Below are 20,868 nucleotides of genomic sequence, written 5' to 3' on the forward strand. Positions count from 1 at the left end.
TCTTGCAAGTCATGGATATAGCGTCAATGCAACATCAGCCGGCGCGGGGTTGACTTGCCCTACCAGGATGGTGGGCGGCCCACGTCGCCCTGCCTGTAGTCGCACACGCCTTGCGGGAAGATGCGGGCCAGCCAGGCTTGCTGGCTGGGCGAGAAATGCACGCCGGGCGGATAGCTGCCATCGGCCAGGGCGGTGGCCACGGGCTTGAGCGCGCACTTGAAGGTGTCGCCCCGGATCGAGTCGCCGGCCACCATGCGGGGACTGGAGAAAAGGGGAAACGCGCGCGTGCAGGCGCCGGGCGGGCGCTGGTCCAGCATGCCGTCCCAGACATCGGGGCCGGCGGCGATGGTGGCGCCCTGCTCGTCCATGCAGCGGTCGGTGAACAAGGGCGGCGGCTGATGCTGCGCCAGATAGCGGTCGAGCACGCCCATGGCCTCCAGCGCCACCGGCACCAGGTCCGCCTCCGGCCGCACGAACCAGATCACCTGGCGGGCGGCCTCGGCCGGATCGTGGGCACGCAGACGCGCCCGCGCGGAGAACGACTGGCGGGCGTTGTGCATGTCCAGTGTGGCTTCCAGGTACGGGCGCAAGTCGATCACGGGGATGCCCAGCCGTTGCCCGGTGAATACCTGGCCCGAGGTATAGGCGCGGCGCATGGCGCCCACGTCGCCCGCGCGGCGCGGGGCAGGCGTGCCATCGGGGGAGCGGCAATGGTCGCCGCGCAGCATGTTGGCGCCATCGAAGGGATCGGCAGCGCCTTTCCATGCCACGAAATCAGGCTGTTCCTTCCACCCGCCGACGCAGGCATTGAGGCGCAGGAATTCGTCCACGTCGAGCTTGCCCGCCGCCAGCGCGGCCAGGCCGTACTGCACGCCCACGTTGTCGATGGGGATGGGCGCGTAGCCGCGCGCGTCCTCGCCGTAGATGTCGGCCAGGTCGTTCCAATGGGTCCACTTCACCTTGTCGAGCGCGCCGTCGCGATAACCATACGCGTGCGCACCGAGGTCGAACCGGTAGTCACGGTACAGCGGGTTGAGCACCGTGGGCATGGCCATGCGCCAGCCATTGATGCATTCGGTCGTGCCCGGCTGGCCGGATTGGGCGTTGCGCACCGTGTCGCTGGCGCTCATGCCTTCCACCAGCGTCTGGCTGCTCCATTGCGCCCATGGCGAGGCCGCGTCACCCGCCACGGCGTCCTTGAAATACTGGCCCAGCAAGGGGCAGTCGGAGATCGGAATGGTCTGGGTGATCATGTCCGGAAACGACTGGATGGGCACGCCCGCATCAAACAGCCCCGGCAGGTTTTGCGCGAACAGGTATTGCTGCACGGCGCCGCCCGAACCGCCCATGGCAATCGTGTACAGCGGCTGGCCGTGGCTGGCGATGAAGTGCTGCTTGACCTTGCGTGCCGTGTCACCGGCCAGCCGCATGTTGTAATGGACGCCAGTCTCGTTGCCGGACGAGCTGAGCACGGCGTAGCCCTGCTCCAGTACCGCCGGCAGCAACTGCCGCTCCGAGCGGCTGAGCGCGCCGTTGATCCACATGGGCAAGCCCTGCTGGTGGCCTATGCCCACCCCACCCCGCAGCCAGTAGAACAGCTTATGGTTCCAGGCCGGTTGGGCCGGCTCGGGCGCCGGCGCCAGCATGGCGATGGTGTAGAAGAAGCGGTTGATGGTGCCCACCTCCACCTGCACCACGAACGGCACACTGGCGTCGCCATAACGGGCGCGGCGCATATCGGCCGGCGGGTGCGCATAATCGGTGGCGGGCGCGAACGGCTTGAATTCGCTGCCGTTGTAGTAGAAGTAGACGGTGCGCGGCGTGATGGCGCACTGCCGGCTGTAACCGAACGGCTGATGGCTGGCACTGTCCATCACCGGATGGGCCGTGGCATCGAAACTGTCGACGATGGGCTGGCCCAGCCCCGCTTCCTGGGCCCGGCAGATGAAAGGTAATTGCAGGGCCGGCGCATCGGCCGGCGCCGCCTGGCACGCGCTGGCCAGGAACAAGGACGCGATCCACCAATTCCAATGTTGCATGGCACACTCCGTGGCGGCTGGCACAGCGATCATGGACTAGCCCTCGTCGCCGGCACAGCGGGCGCAGGACTTGTCACCAGTATAGCGCGATATGTTGCCTGACCGGCAAGTGACCGCCGCCCGGACGCTACCTCCGTTGCGCCATGCCGCACGTAGCGGGGCAGCAACATGCATAGGCCGATGTCCGGCTGCGCGTTGAGCGCGGCACGGGATAGGCGTATGTTTGAGTGTCGCCAGGCCCCTGGCGTCGATCGCCTTCGCATTATTCCTATAACGAGACGCGGGAGAACATCCATGAAGCATCCTCATGCCATCACCCTCATGACACTACTGCTGGCCGGCAGCGCCGCAACGGCCCAGGACAAGTCCGTCGAAGTGGTCCACTGGTGGACTTCCGGCAGCGAGGGCGCCGCCCTCAAGGTGCTCAAGGATGATGTCGTCAAGCGCGGCTTCAACTGGAAGGACAGCGCCGTGGCCGGCGGTGGCGGCGACAACGCGCGCTCGGCCCTGAAGGCGCGCGTGGCCAGCGGCAGCCCGCCCGACGCGATGCAGATGCTGGGTTACTCCATCACCGAGTACGCCGAGGAAGGCTTGCTCGGCAACGTGGACGCCGTCGCCGCGTCCGAAGGCTGGGACAAGGTCGTGCCGCTCCCCCTGCAAAAGTTCGCTAAATTCAAGGGACACTGGGTCGCCGCGCCCGTCAACATCCATCGCACCAACTGGATCTGGGCCAACAAGGCCATCTTTGACGAGCTCAAACTCACGCCACCCAAGACCTTCGACGAGCTGGTGGCCGTGGCCGACAAGATCCGCAAAGCCGGCTACATCCCGCTGGCGCACGGCGGCCAGCCCTGGCAGGACGCGACCCTGTTCGACAGCGCCGTCATGTCGGCCGGCGGCCCCAAGTTCTACAAGGAAGCGCTGATCGACCTCGATCCGAAGGCCCTGTCCGGCAAGACCATGGAGAAAGCTTTCGAGCAGATGCAAAAGCTGCGCACCATGGTCGACCCGGCCTACGCTGGCCGCGACTGGAACATCGCCACCTCGATGATCTACCACAAGAAGGCGGCCATGCAGATCATGGGCGACTGGGCCAAGGGCGAATTCGAGAAAGGCAAGATGAAGCCCAACCAGGACTTCCTCTGCTTCCAGTATCCGGGCACCGAGGGCAGCTTCATCTTCAACGCCGACCAGTTCGGTTTCCTCAAGGTCAGCGACAAGCAGATGGCCGGCCAGGCAGCGCTGGCAAGCGCCGTGATGGACAAGCACTTCCAGGAAAAATTCAACCAGGTCAAAGGCTCGATCCCGGCCCGCACCGACGTGGCCATGGATGGCTTCGATGAATGCGGCAAGAAGTCGATGAGCGACATGAAGGCCGCGCTCAAGGCCAACACCATGGTTGGCAGCTTCGCGCACGGCCATGCCATGCACGACAAGGCCAAGGCCGCCGCCACCGAGGTGGTGGCCAAGTTCTTCGATTCCGGCACCTCGCCGGCCGAGGCGGCCAGGCAATTGGCGGCGGCCGTGGCCGGCGCCAAATAAGGCCGCCGCGTGCCGAGCCTGCACCGTCCGCGCCGCCTGCGCCGCTGGCTGGCCGCCGCCTGCGTGCTGCTGGCCAGCGCGTGCGGCGCGCCGGCGTGGGCCACGCTGCACGTGGTCTACCCGCGCATCGAGGAACGCCCGCCCGACGACTACGGCTACAAGCTGTTGGAACTGGCGCTGAAGAAGTCGGGCGTACCGTTCGTGCTGTCGATGTCGGTACCCAAGATGAACCAGGAGCGCGCCCGCTCGCTGCTGGAACATGGCGAGATCTCCGTGTTCGATGCGGGCACCAGCGCGGAGTTCGAAACCCGTTTCGACGCCGTCTACTTCCCCATCGACCGCGGCTTGAGCGGCTTCCGCCTGCTGCTGATCCACAAGGACGCGCAGCAGGACTTCGCCGCCATCCAGAACCTGGGCGAGCTGCGCCGCGTGGTGGCCGGCCAGGGTCCGGGCTGGGCCGACAGCAAGGTGTTGGCGGCGTCCGGCATCCACGTGCGCACGGCCGAATTCGAATCGCTGTTCCGCATGGTCAACGCCAAGCGCATCGACTTCTACCCGCTGGGCGCGGACGAAGCGTTCACGCTGCTCGAACGTTACCGTGCGCTGGCGCCGGACGTGGTGGTGGAACCGCACCTGGTGCTGCAATATCCGTTCAGCCGGCAATTCTTCGTCCGGAAGGGCGACACGGAACTGCGCGACGCCATCCTCAACGGCCTGCAAAAATCGTTCGCCGACGGCAGCCTGCTGCGCTTCTTCGAGCAGGACGAACGTTCCCACACCAGCCTGCAGCGGGCCGGCTTGAAACAGCGCACCATCATCGGGCTCGACAACCCTTACCTGACGCCGGCGTTCCGCCAGATTCCGAAGGAGTATTTTTATCTCCCCTAGGTCCTGACAGGAAAGCATAAGCAAGCAGCCATGCCACAAACGGGGCGCCACAACAGCGGGACTATAATGATGAAACCAATCCGGGCTGGGGGAACGCCAATGTGGTTTACCGCCGTTGTGTTTGCGGCTGCCGCCGCCAGCAGTGCCGCCGCCGAACCGGCGCCGGCTGATCCCAGCCTCGCCTCCATCAAGGTCGGGCTGCAAAGTGCGATCGCGCCGTTCGTGCTGCCGGACCATGCGAGCGGCCTGTTTGTGGACGTGCTGCGCGCCACGTTCGCCTCGCAGCAGATCGCCGTCGAATTCATCTATTTGCCAAACGCAGGCCTCGACGAGCAATTTCGCCAGGGAGTATTCGACGTCAACACGTCCACCACCGCGCGGCAGGCGCAGGACGGCTACCTGAGCCGCTGGCCGGTTTCCTATTTCCACAATATGGCGATCACCTTGCGCGGCAAGATCCCGGTGCTGTCCAGCGTCGGCGAGTTGAAGAAATACCGGGTCACCGCGTTCCGCAACGCGCGCGAAGTGCTGGGGCCGGCCTATGTGGCGGCCACGACCAACCACCCGCATTACCGGGAAGCGGTAACCATGCCGTCCGGCGCCCTCTTCCTCGACCGCACCGACATCATCATTTCGCAGCCCGACGTGTTCCGGTATTACCTCAAGCAGCAATTACCGCAGAAGCACAACACCGAGGCGGAACTGGCGTTCCACGATGTACTGGGGCACGGTCGCTTCTACTGGCTGCGTTTCCGCACGGAGGCGCAGCGCACCGCGTTCGAGCGCGGTATCGCGCAGCTATACGCCAGCGGAGAAATCGACCGCATCCTGGAGCGCTACCAGCGCGACTATGGCGTCACGCGCGAGTTCTTCATCACGCTCGATTGCCAGTTCCGGCCAGCGCTGGCGCCTCAGCAATGCAAGAAACTCAGCGAGTGGTGGAGCGAGACGCACGACTGAGGGCCAGCGGCAATATCCGCCTGCCCTTGTCCATCAAGAAAATGGTCTTGCAAGCGGACGCAATGCCCTACTTGGCCGGGGCCAGCGTAGGGAACAAGGTGCCCAGCATGCCATTGATGACCACGTCGGCGCCCATGTCTTCGAATGCATTGGCCACGGCGAGCACGCCGCTGTCCTGGTCGGGGAAGAGGACGACCACCGCAAGCCAGTTGCCATCCGAACCCTGATGCACCAATGCGGGCCCCTTGCGCCCGGCGATCGACGCTTGCACTCCCCAGTCGAGGCCGGCACCACTGCCCGGCTGAGCCGTTTGCATCAGCTGATAGCTGGCAGGCGACAGCAGCTTACCCTTTCCTTTGGCACCAGCCAATTGGTCGAGATTGAAGCGCGCCCAATCAGCCAGGCTCATGTGCAAGAATCCGGCCGGCGCATACATGGCCGGCACGCCATCGGCCTCCCGTTTGACCTCCAGTTTCGGCTTGCCATTGCTGTGGCCGCGGATCTGGCCGTCATGGGTCGCACCACTGCCTGCTGTGGCCATGCCCAGTGGCCCGAAGACTTCAGCCTGCATCAGCTCGTCGTAAGTTTTTCCGGTGGCGCGTTCGGCTATGGCTGCCGCGACCAGGAATCCAGTGTTGCTGTAACTAAAGGCCGAACGCGGTTTAAGGGCTGGTTTCTCCTTGAGTGCAGCAGTGATGTAGGCCAGCCGCTGCTGGGGCAGCGCGCGGGTGTCTCCAAAGTAGGAGTTGAGCGCCTTGGTATTGCGCAGATCACGCGGCAGACCGGCCCGGTGCGACAACAGATCGATCAAGGTGACCTGGCGATATTCGGGACGCATGGCCTTGGCCAGATCGGGCAGCATTTGTTCCAGTGACGTATCCCAAGACAGGGTGCCCCGTTCGACCAGACGCGCCACCATGGCCACCGTCATCACCTTGCCCGTTGAACCGATCACCCACACATCATCCGGTGTGACGGCATCCTTGCCATCATTGCGGCGCACGCCGGCGACAGCCTGGTCTTCGACTTGCCCGTTCCGCATCACCAGCACGCCGGCGGCGGGAACCTTGGAGCCGGCCATGGCCGTGGCCAGGACGGCATCGAGCTTTTCCGCGGCACTAGCGGAGATAGCGGTGGTCAGGATCAGCGCCGCAGCGGCGGCAAATAAACGAATGCGCATGTTCTCTCCAAGATATTAGGCTTTTGCCAACGGAATGGAGTCTACCGGCGATCCGATCACGCCCCCCCGTATCGTGCGATGAACTGCAATATCAGTTGCCTGAGCCGTTAATTTCTGGAGACTCTGCCAATGCTGAACTCATACGATGTCACTTTGATCGTATTTGTGCACTTCATAGCGCAGTTCAGCCATGCCAGCACCCATCTGACGAACAGACATCAGGCGCAAAACTGGACTTAGCACTCTGCGGGGGAAGAGCGCTTTACCTTGGCCCAACGTGGCCGATCCAACTTGTACGATCAGCTCGTCCAGAAGGCCTGCATCGTAGAACTGCCCCGCCAGGTCTCCGCCGCCGACGATCCAGATGTTCTTGGCACCGGCGGCAACGCGCATCTCGACATGCGCTTGGCGCACGTCCCCCTTGGACGAAGCGGATGTTCGCCCCGTCGATGCTTGGAAGCACGCGACTGGAGAAAATCCAGGCTGGCTGCGTGTAGGGCCACGGAGAGCCGGTCTCGGCGGCAACAGTGTTTGCGTTGCGCAGCATCCACTCGTAGGTTGCCGAGCCCATGGCTAGTGCGCCCACCTCGGCGATGAACTCTGGATAGCCGGAATCATTTAAGTCGCCAAGCGGAAAGAGCCAATCCAGGGAGTCATCCTCTGTGGCGATGTAGCCATCGAGACTGGTTGCGGTGAAGTACTGAGTTTTCATTGCTGATACAGTTCCAAAGTCTGACTCCAGTAGCCTAACGTGCTAAATTCCGCGACGCAACAGGGTTTGACGCGCTCCGAAAAATGCGTCAGCGCACGCGCGCCATCAACGAAATGGTGACGCGTCCGCTGGCCGGATCGTCGGATGTATTCACCATATCCCAGACGTATTGACCCGCCTTCACCGGCGCACTTCCCCCGTCGACCTTCATGCGGTAGGTTACAGCCATACTTTGACCGGGTTTAATCGTTGCGTGCATCGCACCACCATAGGTTTCGGTCTCAATTGATGGGTATGCCAGCACGCTCCCATCGGAAAAAGTCTGAACGAAGTCTGTATAAAACACCGAACCGTCGCTACCTATTCGTTGATAACCGCGGGAATCGCCCATATCGACACTGATGCGTGTCGGGGCCACCCCGATGCGCAGGTGCAGGTCTGCGTTTCCGCGATTGGAGTAGGTGATAATGTGGGCCAATCTCGAACCATTGACGGAATCGGGCAAGTTGATTGAATAAGCGCTGACGCCGCTGTTAACGTGCGTGCCATCGATAACCAATTTCGGCTGTGGGCCTCCCGGCGCCGGCCGCATGGTGATATACGGGTCGCCCTGAATGCTGCCCGACGAGTTATCCAGGCGCCCCGACAAGGCTTCGGCGAAAGTAGCGCCGTTCTGCAACAGCCCGTATTCGTTCCTGATCACATCTGCCTCCGCGGTGTTGGATATCCACGTGGGTTCCACGAAGCCGCGCGTGAGCAACGCGTTGCCATTCATAAGCAGTGTCGTCCCGACCGACTGATCGACGAGGAAGTTCTGCGTGCCGCAAGAGTCCAGCGTGATGTATTTGGCCTGCACCGCCCCGGCGACCAGGTCTGCGGGATGCCAGGAGACCATATCACTGGAATAAAAGACGTCGGGCGTGCCTGGGCCTTCGAACTGAAGCTCAAGCGGCGCCCCGTGCAGATTGGCGCCGCAGATTTCATTCCCGTGGATAATGCAATCGACAAAGGCGTCACGGCGCTGCACCGACGAACCGGCGTCCGGATAGCTGATGGCATCCTGCGGGAACATGGTAGACCCAGCCCAGGCATTCATCTGGTCGACCATATGCACGCTGGGGCCACCAAACCAACCGGCCTGGACATAGAAAAGACGCCGCCCCCACGACATATTCGTCGCGCTGCTGCTCTTGTGATAGGCGATCATCTGGTCCAGCTTACGTCCCACATCGCTCATATCGGACGCCGCCGATCGTCCGCGCAGGACAGAAATGAGCAGCCCATTGTTGCAACGGGGATCGGCGGCAACATCGCCAGACGTGCTGACTTCGCCTGCATCGTTCACCTGGATCAAAGGACAGTCAGGAAGGCGGTAATAGTCCAGTTCCGGAATCTCCTGCTTGGTGGGCACCGGGACGCGACCAATCAGAATGGCGCTGTGATAGGAACGCAATTGGCTACGAATGGCCGCGACCGTATCGGCCGCCACTTTCACCGTCACCGTCCACGTCGGACCGCCGGGACGCAATCCGTTCAGGTCGGCGCTTAGCGCGCTGGCAAGCGCCCTCACCCGCGCGCCGTTGCCAGCCATCTGATCGGCCGCAGTCAGCAGGAGGACATTCCGCGCACCTGCCGGCGCCTCGACCACAGTCCCCGTGACAAGCAGGGATAATCGGCGCAGGGTCGCATCAATGCTGGACTGGAGCGCACTATCATCCTGCATCGATGCGGTATTGTGAATCATGGCGCCGACGATCATCCGGGCAATCGGGCCTGCGTAACTGGCGCTTTGCCCGGTCACGTCCAGACTGTGCGTAAGCAGCGTGCCCGCTCGCACCTTGCGCGCAAGGATATCGGCGTTGCTGCCCTGAGCGCCTGCGAGGATCGACAGCATGATGGCCGATCGCGCAGTATGGCCATCCTGTAGCAGCGAGTCCCAGTACTTGGCATCCGCCGCATTGGGCAAATGTGAAAACAAGGTGTCATAGACGACGGACACGAAACCCAGGCCCGCATTCGATCCAGTGTAATAGAACTGGTTCGATTCAAGCGTATTAAAAGAATTTTCCACCAGGTTACGCACCGTGGGATTACTTGCGTAAGCCTGGGATAATTCGGCCGGCGTAGTGGGTGCGCCGGCGGCGTGAAATGCCTGCATTTGGGCGGTCAGGCCGGCCGGGTCGGGCGGATGCCCGAAATAGGCTAAATACAACTGCTGAATGAGATTCTCATACGCGATATCGCCCGCTGTCGGCGCACCAGGCGTTGCCGGTGTATTCGGCACGGGCACCGTGGTGGTACCACCAGTAGACGCCTGTGCCGGACTCTGGCTGGAGCCACCACCCCCACATGCGGATAAGCAAGCCGTCAAAACCACGGCAAGGACCGAAATCGCAGCTTTAATCGTCATCGATTTTCCAGGCAGAAATAGTACTTAGCCTGCCAGAATAGCATGTTGAATAAACTGAAACTTCACCTATTGTCACAAATGACAGATTTTCTTGACGGAAAATACAAAAAGCCCAGCCGGGATGGACCGGGCTGGGCTTTCTGGTCTTGCTGAATTCTGGCTCCCCGACCTGGACTCGAACCAGGGACCTGCGGATTAACAGTCCGTCGCTCTACCGACTGAGCTATCAGGGAAAAGAGGCCGCATTGTACATACTCCGGTCGGAATTGCCTAGGGTTCGTCCCAAAATTTTTTGAACAGCAGAAATTCCAACCTCGAAGTGATGCGCGCCCCGTCGCCCATCCTTGGCAGTCAGTGTTCCGCAACAACAACGACCACAGCAGCCAGGTTGCCTATTTGACAGCCCGGCAAGGCTTGCCGCATGATGTAGCCTCGCCATACTTGTCATCATTCAACTTTTTCCGCCTCAATTTATGAAACGAATTTCATGTGGCCTGGTCCTGAGTGCCCTGCTTTCCGCCGCCCTCCCCGCCCATGCGCAGGACGCTGACCTGGTGGCCGCCAAGGAGGCGATCAAAAAACGTGATTTTGCTGGCGCCGCGAAGCTGTTGCAGCCCTTGGTCGACAAGGATGATCCCAAGGCGATGGTCATGATGGGCCAATTGCGCCTGGCCGGACAGGGCGTGATCAAGGACGAGGGCATCGCGGTCGGCCTGTTCAAGAAGGGCGCCGACGCCGGCGACCCGGAAGCAATCTTCCTGTACGCGCGTCAGCTGCATCTGGGCAATGGCCTGCCCCAGGATGAGACGCGAGCCATCGCGCTGTACAAGAAAGCCGGCGATCTGGGCAATGCGGAGGCGCAGTTGTGGTACGGGATCAGCCTGTATCGCGGCCTGGGCGGCATGCCACCGGACAAGGCCGGCGCGCTGCCTTGGCTGCGCCGCGCGGCCGAACAAGGCGATGCGGCCGCGCAGAACTGGATGGGCGATTTCTATAAGGACGGCGGACTGGTCGAAAAAGATCCCTATCAATCGCTCAGCTGGTATCGCAAGGCCGCCCTGCAAATGCAACCGGTTGCCCAGCGCAACGTGGGCTTGGCCTATGCGCGCGGCAGCGGCGTCGCGCGCGACGATGGCGAGGCGCTCAAATGGCTGCTGAGCGCCGCCTATTTCCGCGACTCCGTTGCGCAGGACTGGGTCGGCTATTTTTATGAGAGTGGCCGGGCCGGCCTCGTGCCGGACCTGGTTGCGGCCCACATGTGGTACACCCTGGCCCGCGCCCGTGATCCGCAGAACAACTCGGCCAAAACGAATATCGAGCGCGTCACGCCGAAACTGAGTCCGGCCCAGTTGACCGAATCGCAAACCAAGGCCAAGCAATGGCCCACGGTTGCCGAACTCACCAAGGCGATCGCCGCAACCGATGCCGCCAAGGCACTCGCCGAGGCAAATGCCACGGCGGCGAACGCGGCCAAGAATCCGACCACGGGCGGCAAGAGCGGCAGCGGCTTCGTCGTGGGCATGGGCACCAGCTACGTCGTGAGCAACCACCATGTGGTCAAAGACTGCAAGAGCATCAAGATCATGCCGTTCGATTTGCCTGCCGTGCTGCGGGAGAAGGACGAGCGCAACGATCTGGCGCTGCTCAGCGTGGCCAACCTGCGCGCGCCCTCGTTGAAACTGCGCGCCGGACGCGGCGTCCGCCCTGGTGACGAGCTGGTGACCCTCGGCTATCCGCTGGCGGGACTGCTGGCGGCCGGCGCCAGCGTCAGTACGGGCACCCTCACCGCGCTGGGCGGGTTGAACAACGACACCTCGCAATTCCAGATGTCCGTCCCCACCCAGCCGGGCAACAGTGGCGGCCCGGTGCTCGATTCGCACGGGCAGCTGGTTGGCGTCGTGGTGGCCCAGATCAATGCAATACGCGTGGGCCAGGCGACCGGGAACATACCGCAAAACATCAATTTCGCGATCAATACGGCCACGCTGTCGAGCTTTCTGGATGCATCGAATGTCGACTACGGCACCTCGCAGCTGCAACAGGACCCCAAGGCCAAACACTTGAATGCCGCGGATATCGGCAGCATGGCTCGCCGCTCGACCGTCAAGGTCGAATGCGCCATGAATTGAAGCCAAGGGGCCGACGGGCGAGCGGCCTGCCGCGCCCCTCTCCTGTCGGCACTATATTGTTCATTATGGCAACAATTGAATAGATTTCATGCATTGAGAAGCTGATAACCTTGCGTGGCCTATTTTTGCGCGGCAGCAATACTCAGCCGCCATGACTGGGCCTCACATTCCAAGGAAAGCACTCAACATGAAATTTGCGAAAAAACTCTCGCCTGTCGCCATGGCCGCCATGCTGGCCGCAACCTTGTCCGCATGCGGCGGCGGTTCGTCCGGTTCGTCGGCCAGCACCACGCCGGTCACCACCAGTTTCCCCGTCCAGCAGGCGCTGGCCTATGCGTTCACACATGGCATGCAAGCCAACCTCGCCATCACGGGCACCGCTACCAGCGGCGCGCTCAGCTATCCCGTGACGGGCACGCTGAGCTATGCGCTGGGCATGGCGAGCAATACCACCTTCGAAGGCGCCGCCGCCCAGCAAGCCACGGAAAACCTCAACGCCAGCGTCGTGGTCAACGGCGTATCGCAGCCGATCTCCACCAGCAGCACGTTGATCGTCAACGCACAATACGCCCCCATCGGCGACCGCACGTCGGACAGCTACTGCGTCGCCAGCGGCACGCCCTCCTATCCGGCCACGGCCACGGTTGGCCAGAGCGGCGATATCGTCACGATGAATTGCTACACCGACAGCACCAAGCGCACCCTGGTCAACACCGAAAAATTGTCCTACGTGGCAGCGGCTGGCAGCGATGCCAACACCCTCAATTTCCAAATGGTCACGACGGACTTCGGCTTGACCAGCACGCCGCAAAGCAGCGTCACCATCACCTACGCCGTGTCGACGGCAGGCGTGCCCAAACTGATCCGCGTCCAAGCCACCCAGACTGAAAGCGGCGTTACCGTCACCCTGGACGCCAAGTAAGCAGGCGCGCCATCCGAACCCGCCCCTCCGCCGGCGGGCTCGGCGCCGGGCGGGCATGTACTTTGCGCTAGCCCAAAGCGACACGCGTCAACCACGGAACAATCAATGGCTCATAGCAAGGAGCCAAAGCATGGAACCGATGGCAAACGAATCACAGCCCAAACCAGCGTATGATGATCCCGAGCCCCGTCTGACGAAGTTGGAGGAAGCCGTGGCGGCTTTGCAATGTGACAATGCCTTACTAAGGCAAAGAGTGGATAGCGGCTTTGAAACAGCGCAAGCGCAGCTTGCGCTGACGGAAGAAAGACTACGTCGCGAGTTCCACGATGGCCTGCACGATTTGGAACAGGTCCTGAGCACTAAGATCGAAGAGGAAGCCAAGCGCCTGGAAAGCCGGATCAGCAGCGAAGTGCAGACGTTGATCGCAAGGATGGATCGTCAGGACGCAAGGCTGGATCGACAAGATGCCAGACTGGACAAACTGGATGCCAAAATTGATCAACTTGCCAAATGGATGATCGCGACGCAACTGACCACGATAGCGCTCATCGTAGGAATCGCCATCCAACTATTCATGCGCTGAAAAGCAAAAAGCCCAACCGGTGGAGGCTGGGCTTTTTAGTATTCTGGCTCCCCGACCTGGACTCGAACCAGGGACCTGCGGATTAACAGTCCGTCGCTCTACCGACTGAGCTATCAGGGAATTGAGGCCCGGATTATATCTGGGCCAGTCCGAATTGACTAGTGGCAGCGTGATTTTTTCCTCAGGCAGCCATCAGCGCGGGCCGGGCGCCGGATTACCTGTTGTCCCGTGCGGCGCCAAAATTCACCGACGTCACGCTGGAAGGGAAATTACGCCGACACAAAGCAAAAAGCCCAACCTGTGAAGGCTGGGTTTTTCGTTTGCTGAATTCTGGCTCCCCGACCTGGACTCGAACCAGGGACCTGCGGATTAACAGTCCGTCGCTCTACCGACTGAGCTATCAGGGAATAGAGGCAACATTTTATACTGTTTCGTTCACGCCATCAAGCTTAATGATAGTGCAACCTCTTACCGTACTTCATGCTGCCTTCCGGACCCATCTTTCGACCGGCCCGGAGAAACAAAATATTAAAGCACTTTGGCGATCGCGTCAATGACGGTGTCGATATTGCGCGAATTGAGGGCTGCCACGCAGATGCGGCCCGTGTCCACGGCGTAGATCGACTGCTCGCGCAGCTTGGCCACTTGCTCCTTGGTCAGGCCCGAGTACGAGAACATGCCCACCTGGTCGCGCACGAAGCCGAAGTCGTGGCCTGGAGCCTTCTCTTTCAGCTTGGTGACGAAGGCTTCGCGCATTTCCTTGATGCGCACGCGCATGCCGGCCAGTTCCTCTTCCCACAGCTGGCGCAGGGCCGGCGTGGTCAGCACGGTGGCCACCACCTTGCCGCCGTGCACAGGCGGGTTGGAGTAGTTGGTACGCACCACGCGCTTCAGTTGCGACAGCAGACGGGCCGCTTCTTCGGCGCTGGCAGCCACCACACTCAGGGCGCCCACGCGCTCGCCGTACAGCGAGAACGACTTCGAGAACGAGTTCGAGATCAGCAGCGGGCCGCCGGCGGCTGCGAAGCGGCGCACCACGGCGCCGTCTTCGGCGATACCGGAGCCGAAGCCCTGGTAAGCCATGTCCAGGAACGGCACCAGGCCGCCGGCCGTCACGGCCGCGATCACTTCATCCCACTGGGCCGACGACAGGTCGGCGCCGGTCGGGTTGTGGCAGCAGGCGTGCAGCAGCACGATCGAGCCGCGTGGCATGGCCTTGAGGTCGGCCAGCATGCCGGCGAAGTTCACGCCGTGGGTGGCGGCATCGTAGTAGCTGTAGTTGTTGACGACGAAACCGGCGCTCTCGAACAGGGCGCGGTGGTTTTCCCAGCTTGGGTCGCTGATGTAGACCTGGGCGCCCGGCGCGAAGCGCTGCAGGAAGTCGGCGCCGATTTTCAGCGCGCCCGTGCCGCCGATGGCTTGCACGGTAACGGCACGCTTCTCTTGAATCACGGCGCTGTCGGCGCCAAATACCAGTTGCTGCACGGCCTGGTCGTAGGTGGCCAGACCTTCGATCGGCAGGTAGGTGCGCGGTGCAGGCTGTTCGATCAGCATGGCTTCCGCCTTCTGCACGCACGACAGCAGCGGCACTTTGCCGTTGTCGTCATAATAGACGCCGACACCGAGGTTGATTTTCGCGGGATTTTGGTCCGCGTTGAACGCTTCGGTGATGCCCAGGATAGGGTCGCGAGGGGCCATGTCGATGGCGCTGAAGAGGCTGGCAGAAGGAGTCGTCATGATAAGATTGGTGTCGTTTGGAAGCGGTTCACGGCAGTGTCAGCCGGCGGCTCCGAATTTAATAAAGTGCTTCAGGCCGCTGGCAGGCCATTATTCTATCAAAGGTCTGAAAAGATGGCAGAAACAGCAGACGTAAAAACCCCTTCCGCAGCAACAATCGTCACTTTTCCCGACTCGCCGTTCCGGCTGCACCAGCCCTTCCCGCCCGCCGGCGACCAGCCCACGGCCATCAACGAACTGTGCGAGGGCATCAACGACGGCCTGTTCTTCCAGACCCTGCTCGGCGTGACGGGCTCGGGCAAGACCTACACCATGGCCAACGTGATCGCCCGCCTGGGCCGGCCCGCCATCGTGTTCGCGCCCAACAAGACCCTGGCGGCCCAGCTGTATTCCGAGTTCCGCGAATTCTTCCCCGAGAACGCGGTCGAGTACTTCGTCAGCTACTACGATTACTACCAGCCGGAAGCCTACGTGCCGCAGCGCGACCTGTTCATCGAAAAGGACTCGTCGATCAACGAGCACATCGAACAGATGCGGCTGTCGTGCACCAAGTCGTTGATGGAACGGCGCGACGTGGTGATCGTGGCCACCGTGTCGGCCATCTACGGTATCGGTAACCCCAACGAATACCACCAGATGATCCTCACGCTGCGCGCGCGCGACCGCGTGGCCCAGCGCGACATCATCGCCCGCCTGATCCAGATGCAGTACACGCGCAACGAGGTCGATTTCGGCCGCGGCACCTTCCGCGTGCGCGGCGACACCATCGACATCTTCCCGGCCGAGCACGCCGAACTGGCCGTGCGGCTGGAACTGTTCGACGACGAACTGGAATCGATCCAGTTGTTCGATCCGCTCACCGGCCGCGTCAAGCAGAAGATCCCGCGCTTCACGGTCTACCCCGGCTCGCACTACGTGACCCCGCGCGCCACCGTGCTGCGCGCCATCGAAACCATCAAGGACGAGCTGCGCGAGCGGCTGGAATTCTTCCGCAAGGAAGGCAAGCTGGTCGAGGAACAGCGGCTGGAGCAGCGCACCCGCTTCGACCTGGAAATGATGACCGAGATCGGCTTCACCAAGGGCATCGAAAACTATTCGCGCCACCTGAGCGGCGCCCTGCCCGGCGAACCGCCGCCCACGCTGGTCGACTACCTGCCGCAGGACGCACTGATGTTCCTCGACGAGTCGCACGTGCTGGTGGGCCAGTTGAGCGCCATGTACAACGGCGACCGTTCGCGCAAGACCAACCTGGTCGATTACGGTTTCCGGCTGCCGTCCGCGCTCGACAACCGCCCGCTCAAGTTCGAGGAATTCCAGCAGAAGATGCGGCAGACCGTGTTCGTCTCCGCCACCCCGGCCGAGTTCGAGAACAGCCACGCGGACCAGGTGGTGGAACAGGTGGTGCGCCCCACCGGCTTGGTCGACCCGCAGGTGATCGTGCGCCCGGCGCTGAGCCAGGTGGACGACCTGATGTCGGAAATCACGCTGCGCGTGGCGCGCAACGAGCGGGTGCTGGTGACCACGCTGACCAAGCGCATGTCCGAGCAACTGACGGAATACCTGGGCGACCACGGCGTCAAGGTGCGCTACCTGCACAGCGATATCGAGACGGTGGAACGGGTGGAACTGCTGCGCGACCTGCGCATCGGCACCTTCGACGTGCTGGTCGGCATCAACCTGCTGCGCGAAGGCCTGGACTTGCCGGAGGTGTCGCTGGTGGCCATCCTGGACGCCGACAAGGAAGGTTTCCTGCGTTCGGAACGCTCACTGATCCAGACCATCGGCCGGGCCGCACGTAACCTCAACGGCGTGGCCATCCTGTACGCTGACCGCATCACCGACTCCATGAGCCGCGCCATCGGCGAGACCGAGCGCCGCCGCGCCAAGCAGATCGCCTTCAACGAGGAGCACGGCATCGTGCCACGCGGCGTGAGCAAATCGATCCGCGACATGATCGACGGCGTCTACAGCCCGGACGCGGCGCGCGAGGAAATGCAGGTGGCGCAGGAAACGGCCAAGTACGAGGCCATGAGCGAGAAGCAGATCAGCAAGGAAATCAAGAAGCTGGAAAAGCAGATGCTCGACCACGCCAAGAACCTGGAGTTCGAAAAGGCGGCCCAGGTGCGCGACCAGCTGCATGTGCTCAAGCAGCAGCTGTTCGGCGCGCCGGGCGAGGATCACGTGGACGCGTCGAACGGCTAAAGCAAAACCGGGGTCAGGTCATGAAGTTGCGCAACTTGCTTAACTTCATGACCTGACCCCGGTTCCTTTTTTACAGGGTCTTGACGAATTCGCGCACGCCGCCGAGCAGCATTTCAATCGACATGGCCGTCAGGATCAGGCCCATCAACCGTTCGAAGGCCGTCATCACTTGCGAACCTAGCGCCTTCTGTAATTTTTCCGCGCTCAGGAACACGGACAGCCACACCACGCCCACGGCGCCCAGCGCGGCCACGTGCACCAGCACTTCACCCGTGCTCTCGCGCGAGAACAGCAGCACCGTGGCCAGCGCCGACGGGCCGGCCAGCGCTGGGATGGCCAGCGGCACGATGAACGGTTCGCCGCCTTCGGTGCGGCCCATCACGCCGTCGGGATGGGGGAAGATCATGCGTATTGCGATCAACAACAGGATCACGCTGCCGCCGATCCGCAGCGACACTTCCGACAATTGCAAGGCCGACAGGAAGTGGCGGCCGAAGAACATGAAGATCAGCAGCACGGCGAAGGCGATCGCGCATTCGCGCACCACGATGCGGGGCCGGCGCGCCGGCGTCACCGGGTTGAGCGCGGCGGCGAACAGGGGCACGTTGCCGAACGGGTCGGTCACGAGCAACAGCAGGATAAAGGTCTGGAAAAAATTCTGGGTCATCGATTGCTTTCATACAGTCGCCGGTTGGCGGCTCTATGCTGCCACGAGACAACTTTACGCGCAATCGCGGCGGCCGCTCAATAGCGGTAATCGAGGCGCAGGTTCAGGCTGAAATGCTCGTCCGGAATGCCGCCCACGGAGGACGGCGGGGACGGCAGGCGGTTGTCGCGGTTGAACAGGTTGCGCAGCTGGAGGTAGGCCGTCAGGCGCGGCGAGTAGTGGCGCTCCACGCCGACATCGGTGCGCAGGTAGCGCGGCAGTGGATGTGGCGGCAAGCCGTCGCCGGCGGGAATGTCGTCGGTGCGCGATTGCCAGCGCTGGTTCAGCGTCAGCAGACAGGCGGGGTCGGACAGCGCATGGCTGATGCCGATGTTGACCATGGTCGCCGGGAAGATGTTGTAGTCCATGCCCGTCACGGCATTGCGGCTGCGCACGTAGGAAGCGCTCGCGTCCAGTCCCCAGCCCTGCCACTGGGCCTGCAGGCTGCCGCTGGCGCCGTAGGCGTCGTTCTGGCCCACGTTGCGGTATTGGGTCAGCGTGGCTGGCGGCACCAGCACGGCGGAGATGCCGTCATGCCACAGCGTGCGGAACAGGGTGACCTGGGCCAGGTAGCGCGCCGTCTGGCGCTGGGCCACCAGTTCGTAGCTGTCGATCACTTCCGGCTTGAGGCCGGGATTGCCCAGCACACTGCCGGCCGCGCCGCCCATCTCCACCGCCGAGGGCGCGCGGAACGCCTGCCCGTACAGGAACTTGAGCGCGGCATCGGGCCGCGGATGGTAGACCAGCCCCAGGCGCGGCGACGCGTGGCGGCCAAAATCGGAGTAGTCGTCATACCGTCCGCCATACACGGCCGTCCAGCGCTGGCCCCAGTTGCTGTTCAATTCCAGCGTCAGGTTGCGCACGCCACGCCCTGCCCCTTCGGCCGGGTTGACGGTGGTGGGCAAGGTCTGTCCGGTCAACGTCACGGCCTCGGCCCGTGCGCTGTGCACGCCCAGCCGCTCCTGGCCGGCCGACAAGGCCCACGCCGTGTGCCAAGCTGGCATGCTGTCGCGCCACGTGGCCTGCAGGCTGGTGCGGTACTGGCGCGTCCACAAGTCGCGGTGGATCGGCGTGGCGCCGGTGCCGAGATTGCTGGCCAGGTCGTTGTCCACCCACCAGTAGTAGCCCTTCAGTTCGACGGAGCCGCCGCGTTCCAGTTCGCGCCGCACGCCGGCCTGCGTCATCGCGAAGCGGGTCGCCAGCCAGCCCAGGTCGTTGCCGCCGGTCAGGCGCGTGCCCGAGCCCTGGAACGCGTCGGCGTCGTAATGGTGCAGGTACAGGCCGCCGAACCAGGACAGGCCGCCCTGCCCTTCGCCGGCCAGTTTGAACGATGCCGTCTGGGCCTGGAAATTGTTTTCGCGCTCGCTTTGCAGGGGCCGGCCCGTGACCGGGTGGATGGCGTAGGCGACGCGGTCCTGGTCCGGCTGGCCGTTGGCGGCCAGCGCCACATTCAGCCGCGCGTCCGGGCCGATGGCGGCGCTCTGACGCAGCGCCGCTTCGTAATAGCCATTGCTGGCGCCGGCCGCGCTCAGTTCGCGCTGGTTATGGTCGGACTCGTAGCCGCGCAACGCCAGCAGGCCGTGGAAGGCATCGCTGCCGTACAGGGCCGAGCCCGGGCCTTCGATCAGCTGCATCTGGCTCAATGCGCCGAGGTTAATCGAAGGCAGGTTGAACTGGGGACCGGAGCGGAACAAGTCGTTGAGCGGCACGCCATCCCAGCTGGTGGCCACGCCCGTGTAGGAGGTGCTGCGCGCATAGCCACGGATGGCCAGCACCTGGTTGCCGCTGGTGTGGGGCAGCACCAGCACGCCCGGTTGCGTCTCCAGCGCGTCGAGCATCCGGCGCGCGCCATTGCGCTGCCATTGCCGGGGCGTGATGGCGCTCACCGAGGCGGCCGTGTCGAGCAAGCCGGCCGACAGCAAGGAGGCGGCGCTCACATCCACATTGCCCAGTTCCTCCAGCGACAGCTCCCCCAGATCACCCAGCTCGCCGGGCATCTGGGCCGCACTCACGCAGGCCGCGTGCAGCCCCAGCGCGGCGGCCAGCACGACGGCAGTCGCCTGGCGGACGGGAGGGACGGCAATCGGACGAGGCTTGCGCATGGGGGTTCCAGTACATCGGGTGGCACGGACAACCCAACAGTTGCCGGGATCATTGTATGCCCACAAGTAACCATTATGGCAATATTTTGACGCTATTAACTTGCAACTGTTGCATGCCGGGATAATCGCGGACATAAAAAAAGCGGCCCGCAGGCCGCTCTTCAGAGTAACCGTGGCCGCCTTACGCGGACACTTCGCCCTTCTTGATCCACGCCGCCAGCTGGTGCGGACGCAGGCCGTCGTAATCCTCGAACGGCTGGTGGATCCATGGGTTATGCGGCAGTTCCTGCATCTGGTAATCGGGCTTGAAGGCCGAGCTGCCCTTGGTCCAGATCACGGCCGTACGCACTTCGGTCACCCCTTCGAAGTTGTTCTTCAGGTGCTCGATCACCTTCATCAACGTCACGCCCGAATCGGCCAGGTCGTCGATCAGCAGGATCTTGCCCGACAGCGGGCCCTTGGTCATCGTCATGTACTTGGCGATGTCCAGGTCGCCCTGCACGGTGCCCTTCTCGGCGCGGTAGGAGCTGGTCGACAGGATCGCCAGCGGCACGTCGAAGATACGCGAGAACATGTCGCCGGGGCGCACGCCGCCGCGCGCCAGGCACAGCACCTGGTCGAATTTCCAGCCAGATTCATGCACCTTGAGCGCCAGGCGCTCGATCAGGCGATGGTACTCATCCCAGGACACCCAGAGATGCTTGTCGTTCGATTGTGGGGTGGTCAAGATGATAACTCCTCAGTGTATTACTTGCA

14 protein-coding genes, 3 tRNA genes and 1 pseudogene are annotated in these 20,868 nt (G+C 62.8%); 7 read left to right on the forward strand and 11 right to left on the reverse strand.

Going from position 1 to position 20,868, the window contains the following annotated elements; translation table 11 throughout:
- Positions 1-59 precede the first annotated feature (59 nt).
- On the reverse strand, positions 60-2,039 hold the full coding sequence (locus H3H37_RS20800) for a DUF6351 family protein (protein WP_182166082.1): 1,980 nt from the start codon (positions 2,037-2,039) through the stop codon (positions 60-62).
- 294 nt (positions 2,040-2,333) lie between these two features.
- On the opposite strand from H3H37_RS20800, the gene H3H37_RS20805 reads away from it, so the two are divergent.
- The 3 genes from H3H37_RS20805 (at position 2,334) to H3H37_RS20815 (ending at position 5,429) form a co-directional block, all read left to right on the forward strand.
- Positions 2,334-3,581, forward strand: a complete 1,248-nt coding sequence (locus H3H37_RS20805) for an ABC transporter substrate-binding protein (RefSeq protein WP_182166084.1) — start codon at positions 2,334-2,336, stop codon at positions 3,579-3,581.
- Between the two features lie 9 nt (positions 3,582-3,590).
- Positions 3,591-4,469, forward strand: coding sequence for a transporter substrate-binding domain-containing protein (locus H3H37_RS20810; protein ID WP_182166086.1), 879 nt, complete (start codon positions 3,591-3,593; stop codon positions 4,467-4,469).
- 99 nt (positions 4,470-4,568) lie between these two features.
- On the forward strand, positions 4,569-5,429 hold the full coding sequence (locus tag H3H37_RS20815) for a substrate-binding periplasmic protein (RefSeq protein ID WP_182166088.1): 861 nt from the start codon (positions 4,569-4,571) through the stop codon (positions 5,427-5,429).
- Between the two features lie 67 nt (positions 5,430-5,496).
- On the opposite strand, the gene H3H37_RS20820 is transcribed toward H3H37_RS20815, so the two are convergent.
- From H3H37_RS20820 to H3H37_RS20835, 4 genes and pseudogenes are all read right to left on the reverse strand, one after another.
- Entirely contained in the window at positions 5,497-6,609 is a 1,113-nt protein-coding gene (locus tag H3H37_RS20820) for a serine hydrolase domain-containing protein (RefSeq protein WP_182166090.1), read from the reverse strand.
- Positions 6,610-6,747: 138 nt separating this feature from the next.
- Positions 6,748-7,321, reverse strand: a pseudogene (locus H3H37_RS20825) (dihydrofolate reductase family protein).
- Between the two features lie 88 nt (positions 7,322-7,409).
- Positions 7,410-9,731, reverse strand: coding sequence for a hypothetical protein (locus tag H3H37_RS20830; protein ID WP_182166092.1), 2,322 nt, complete (start codon positions 9,729-9,731; stop codon positions 7,410-7,412).
- A gap of 157 nt (positions 9,732-9,888) precedes the next feature.
- Positions 9,889-9,964 (reverse strand) — tRNA-Asn (locus H3H37_RS20835).
- 240 nt (positions 9,965-10,204) lie between these two features.
- Here H3H37_RS20835 and H3H37_RS20840 point away from each other — a divergent pair.
- The 3 genes from H3H37_RS20840 to H3H37_RS20850 all read left to right on the forward strand — a co-directional run bounded on the left by H3H37_RS20840 (position 10,205) and on the right by H3H37_RS20850 (position 13,365).
- A complete protein-coding gene (locus H3H37_RS20840; protein WP_182166094.1) occupies positions 10,205-11,860 on the forward strand; it encodes a tetratricopeptide repeat-containing serine protease family protein in 1,656 nt (551 codons plus the stop codon).
- Between the two features lie 187 nt (positions 11,861-12,047).
- Positions 12,048-12,782: a hypothetical protein gene (locus H3H37_RS20845; RefSeq protein ID WP_229218941.1), complete on the forward strand. Its 735-nt coding sequence runs from the start codon at positions 12,048-12,050 to the stop codon at positions 12,780-12,782.
- Positions 12,783-12,912: 130 nt separating this feature from the next.
- Positions 12,913-13,365, forward strand: coding sequence for a hypothetical protein (locus H3H37_RS20850; RefSeq protein WP_182166098.1), 453 nt, complete (start codon positions 12,913-12,915; stop codon positions 13,363-13,365).
- A 44-nt stretch (positions 13,366-13,409) separates the two neighbouring features.
- On the opposite strand, the gene H3H37_RS20855 is transcribed toward H3H37_RS20850, so the two are convergent.
- From H3H37_RS20855 to H3H37_RS20865, 3 genes are all read right to left on the reverse strand, one after another.
- A tRNA-Asn gene (locus H3H37_RS20855) sits at positions 13,410-13,485 on the reverse strand.
- Positions 13,486-13,696: 211 nt separating this feature from the next.
- Positions 13,697-13,772 (reverse strand) — tRNA-Asn (locus H3H37_RS20860).
- A 121-nt stretch (positions 13,773-13,893) separates the two neighbouring features.
- A complete protein-coding gene (locus tag H3H37_RS20865) occupies positions 13,894-15,102 on the reverse strand; it encodes an amino acid aminotransferase (RefSeq protein WP_182166100.1) in 1,209 nt (402 codons plus the stop codon).
- Between the two features lie 114 nt (positions 15,103-15,216).
- Between H3H37_RS20865 and uvrB the strand changes: the two genes are divergently transcribed.
- Positions 15,217-17,304 (forward strand): excinuclease ABC subunit UvrB, encoded by a 2,088-nt coding sequence (uvrB, locus tag H3H37_RS20870; protein ID WP_229218942.1) that lies wholly within the window; start codon positions 15,217-15,219, stop codon positions 17,302-17,304.
- Between the two features lie 70 nt (positions 17,305-17,374).
- Here uvrB and H3H37_RS20875 read toward each other — a convergent pair whose 3' ends face one another.
- The 3 genes from H3H37_RS20875 to H3H37_RS20885 all read right to left on the reverse strand — a co-directional run bounded on the left by H3H37_RS20875 (position 17,375) and on the right by H3H37_RS20885 (position 20,839).
- Positions 17,375-17,971: a MarC family protein gene (locus H3H37_RS20875; RefSeq protein WP_182166102.1), complete on the reverse strand. Its 597-nt coding sequence runs from the start codon at positions 17,969-17,971 to the stop codon at positions 17,375-17,377.
- A gap of 77 nt (positions 17,972-18,048) precedes the next feature.
- Positions 18,049-20,112, reverse strand: a complete 2,064-nt coding sequence (locus H3H37_RS20880; protein WP_182166104.1) for a TonB-dependent receptor plug domain-containing protein — start codon at positions 20,110-20,112, stop codon at positions 18,049-18,051.
- Positions 20,113-20,293: 181 nt separating this feature from the next.
- On the reverse strand, positions 20,294-20,839 hold the full coding sequence (locus tag H3H37_RS20885) for a phosphoribosyltransferase (protein WP_182166106.1): 546 nt from the start codon (positions 20,837-20,839) through the stop codon (positions 20,294-20,296).
- Between the last annotated feature and the right edge of the window lie 29 nt (positions 20,840-20,868).

The sequence above is a fragment of the Rugamonas brunnea genome (genome assembly GCF_014042345.1).
Taxonomy (GTDB): Bacteria; Pseudomonadota; Gammaproteobacteria; order Burkholderiales; family Burkholderiaceae_D; genus Rugamonas; species Rugamonas brunnea.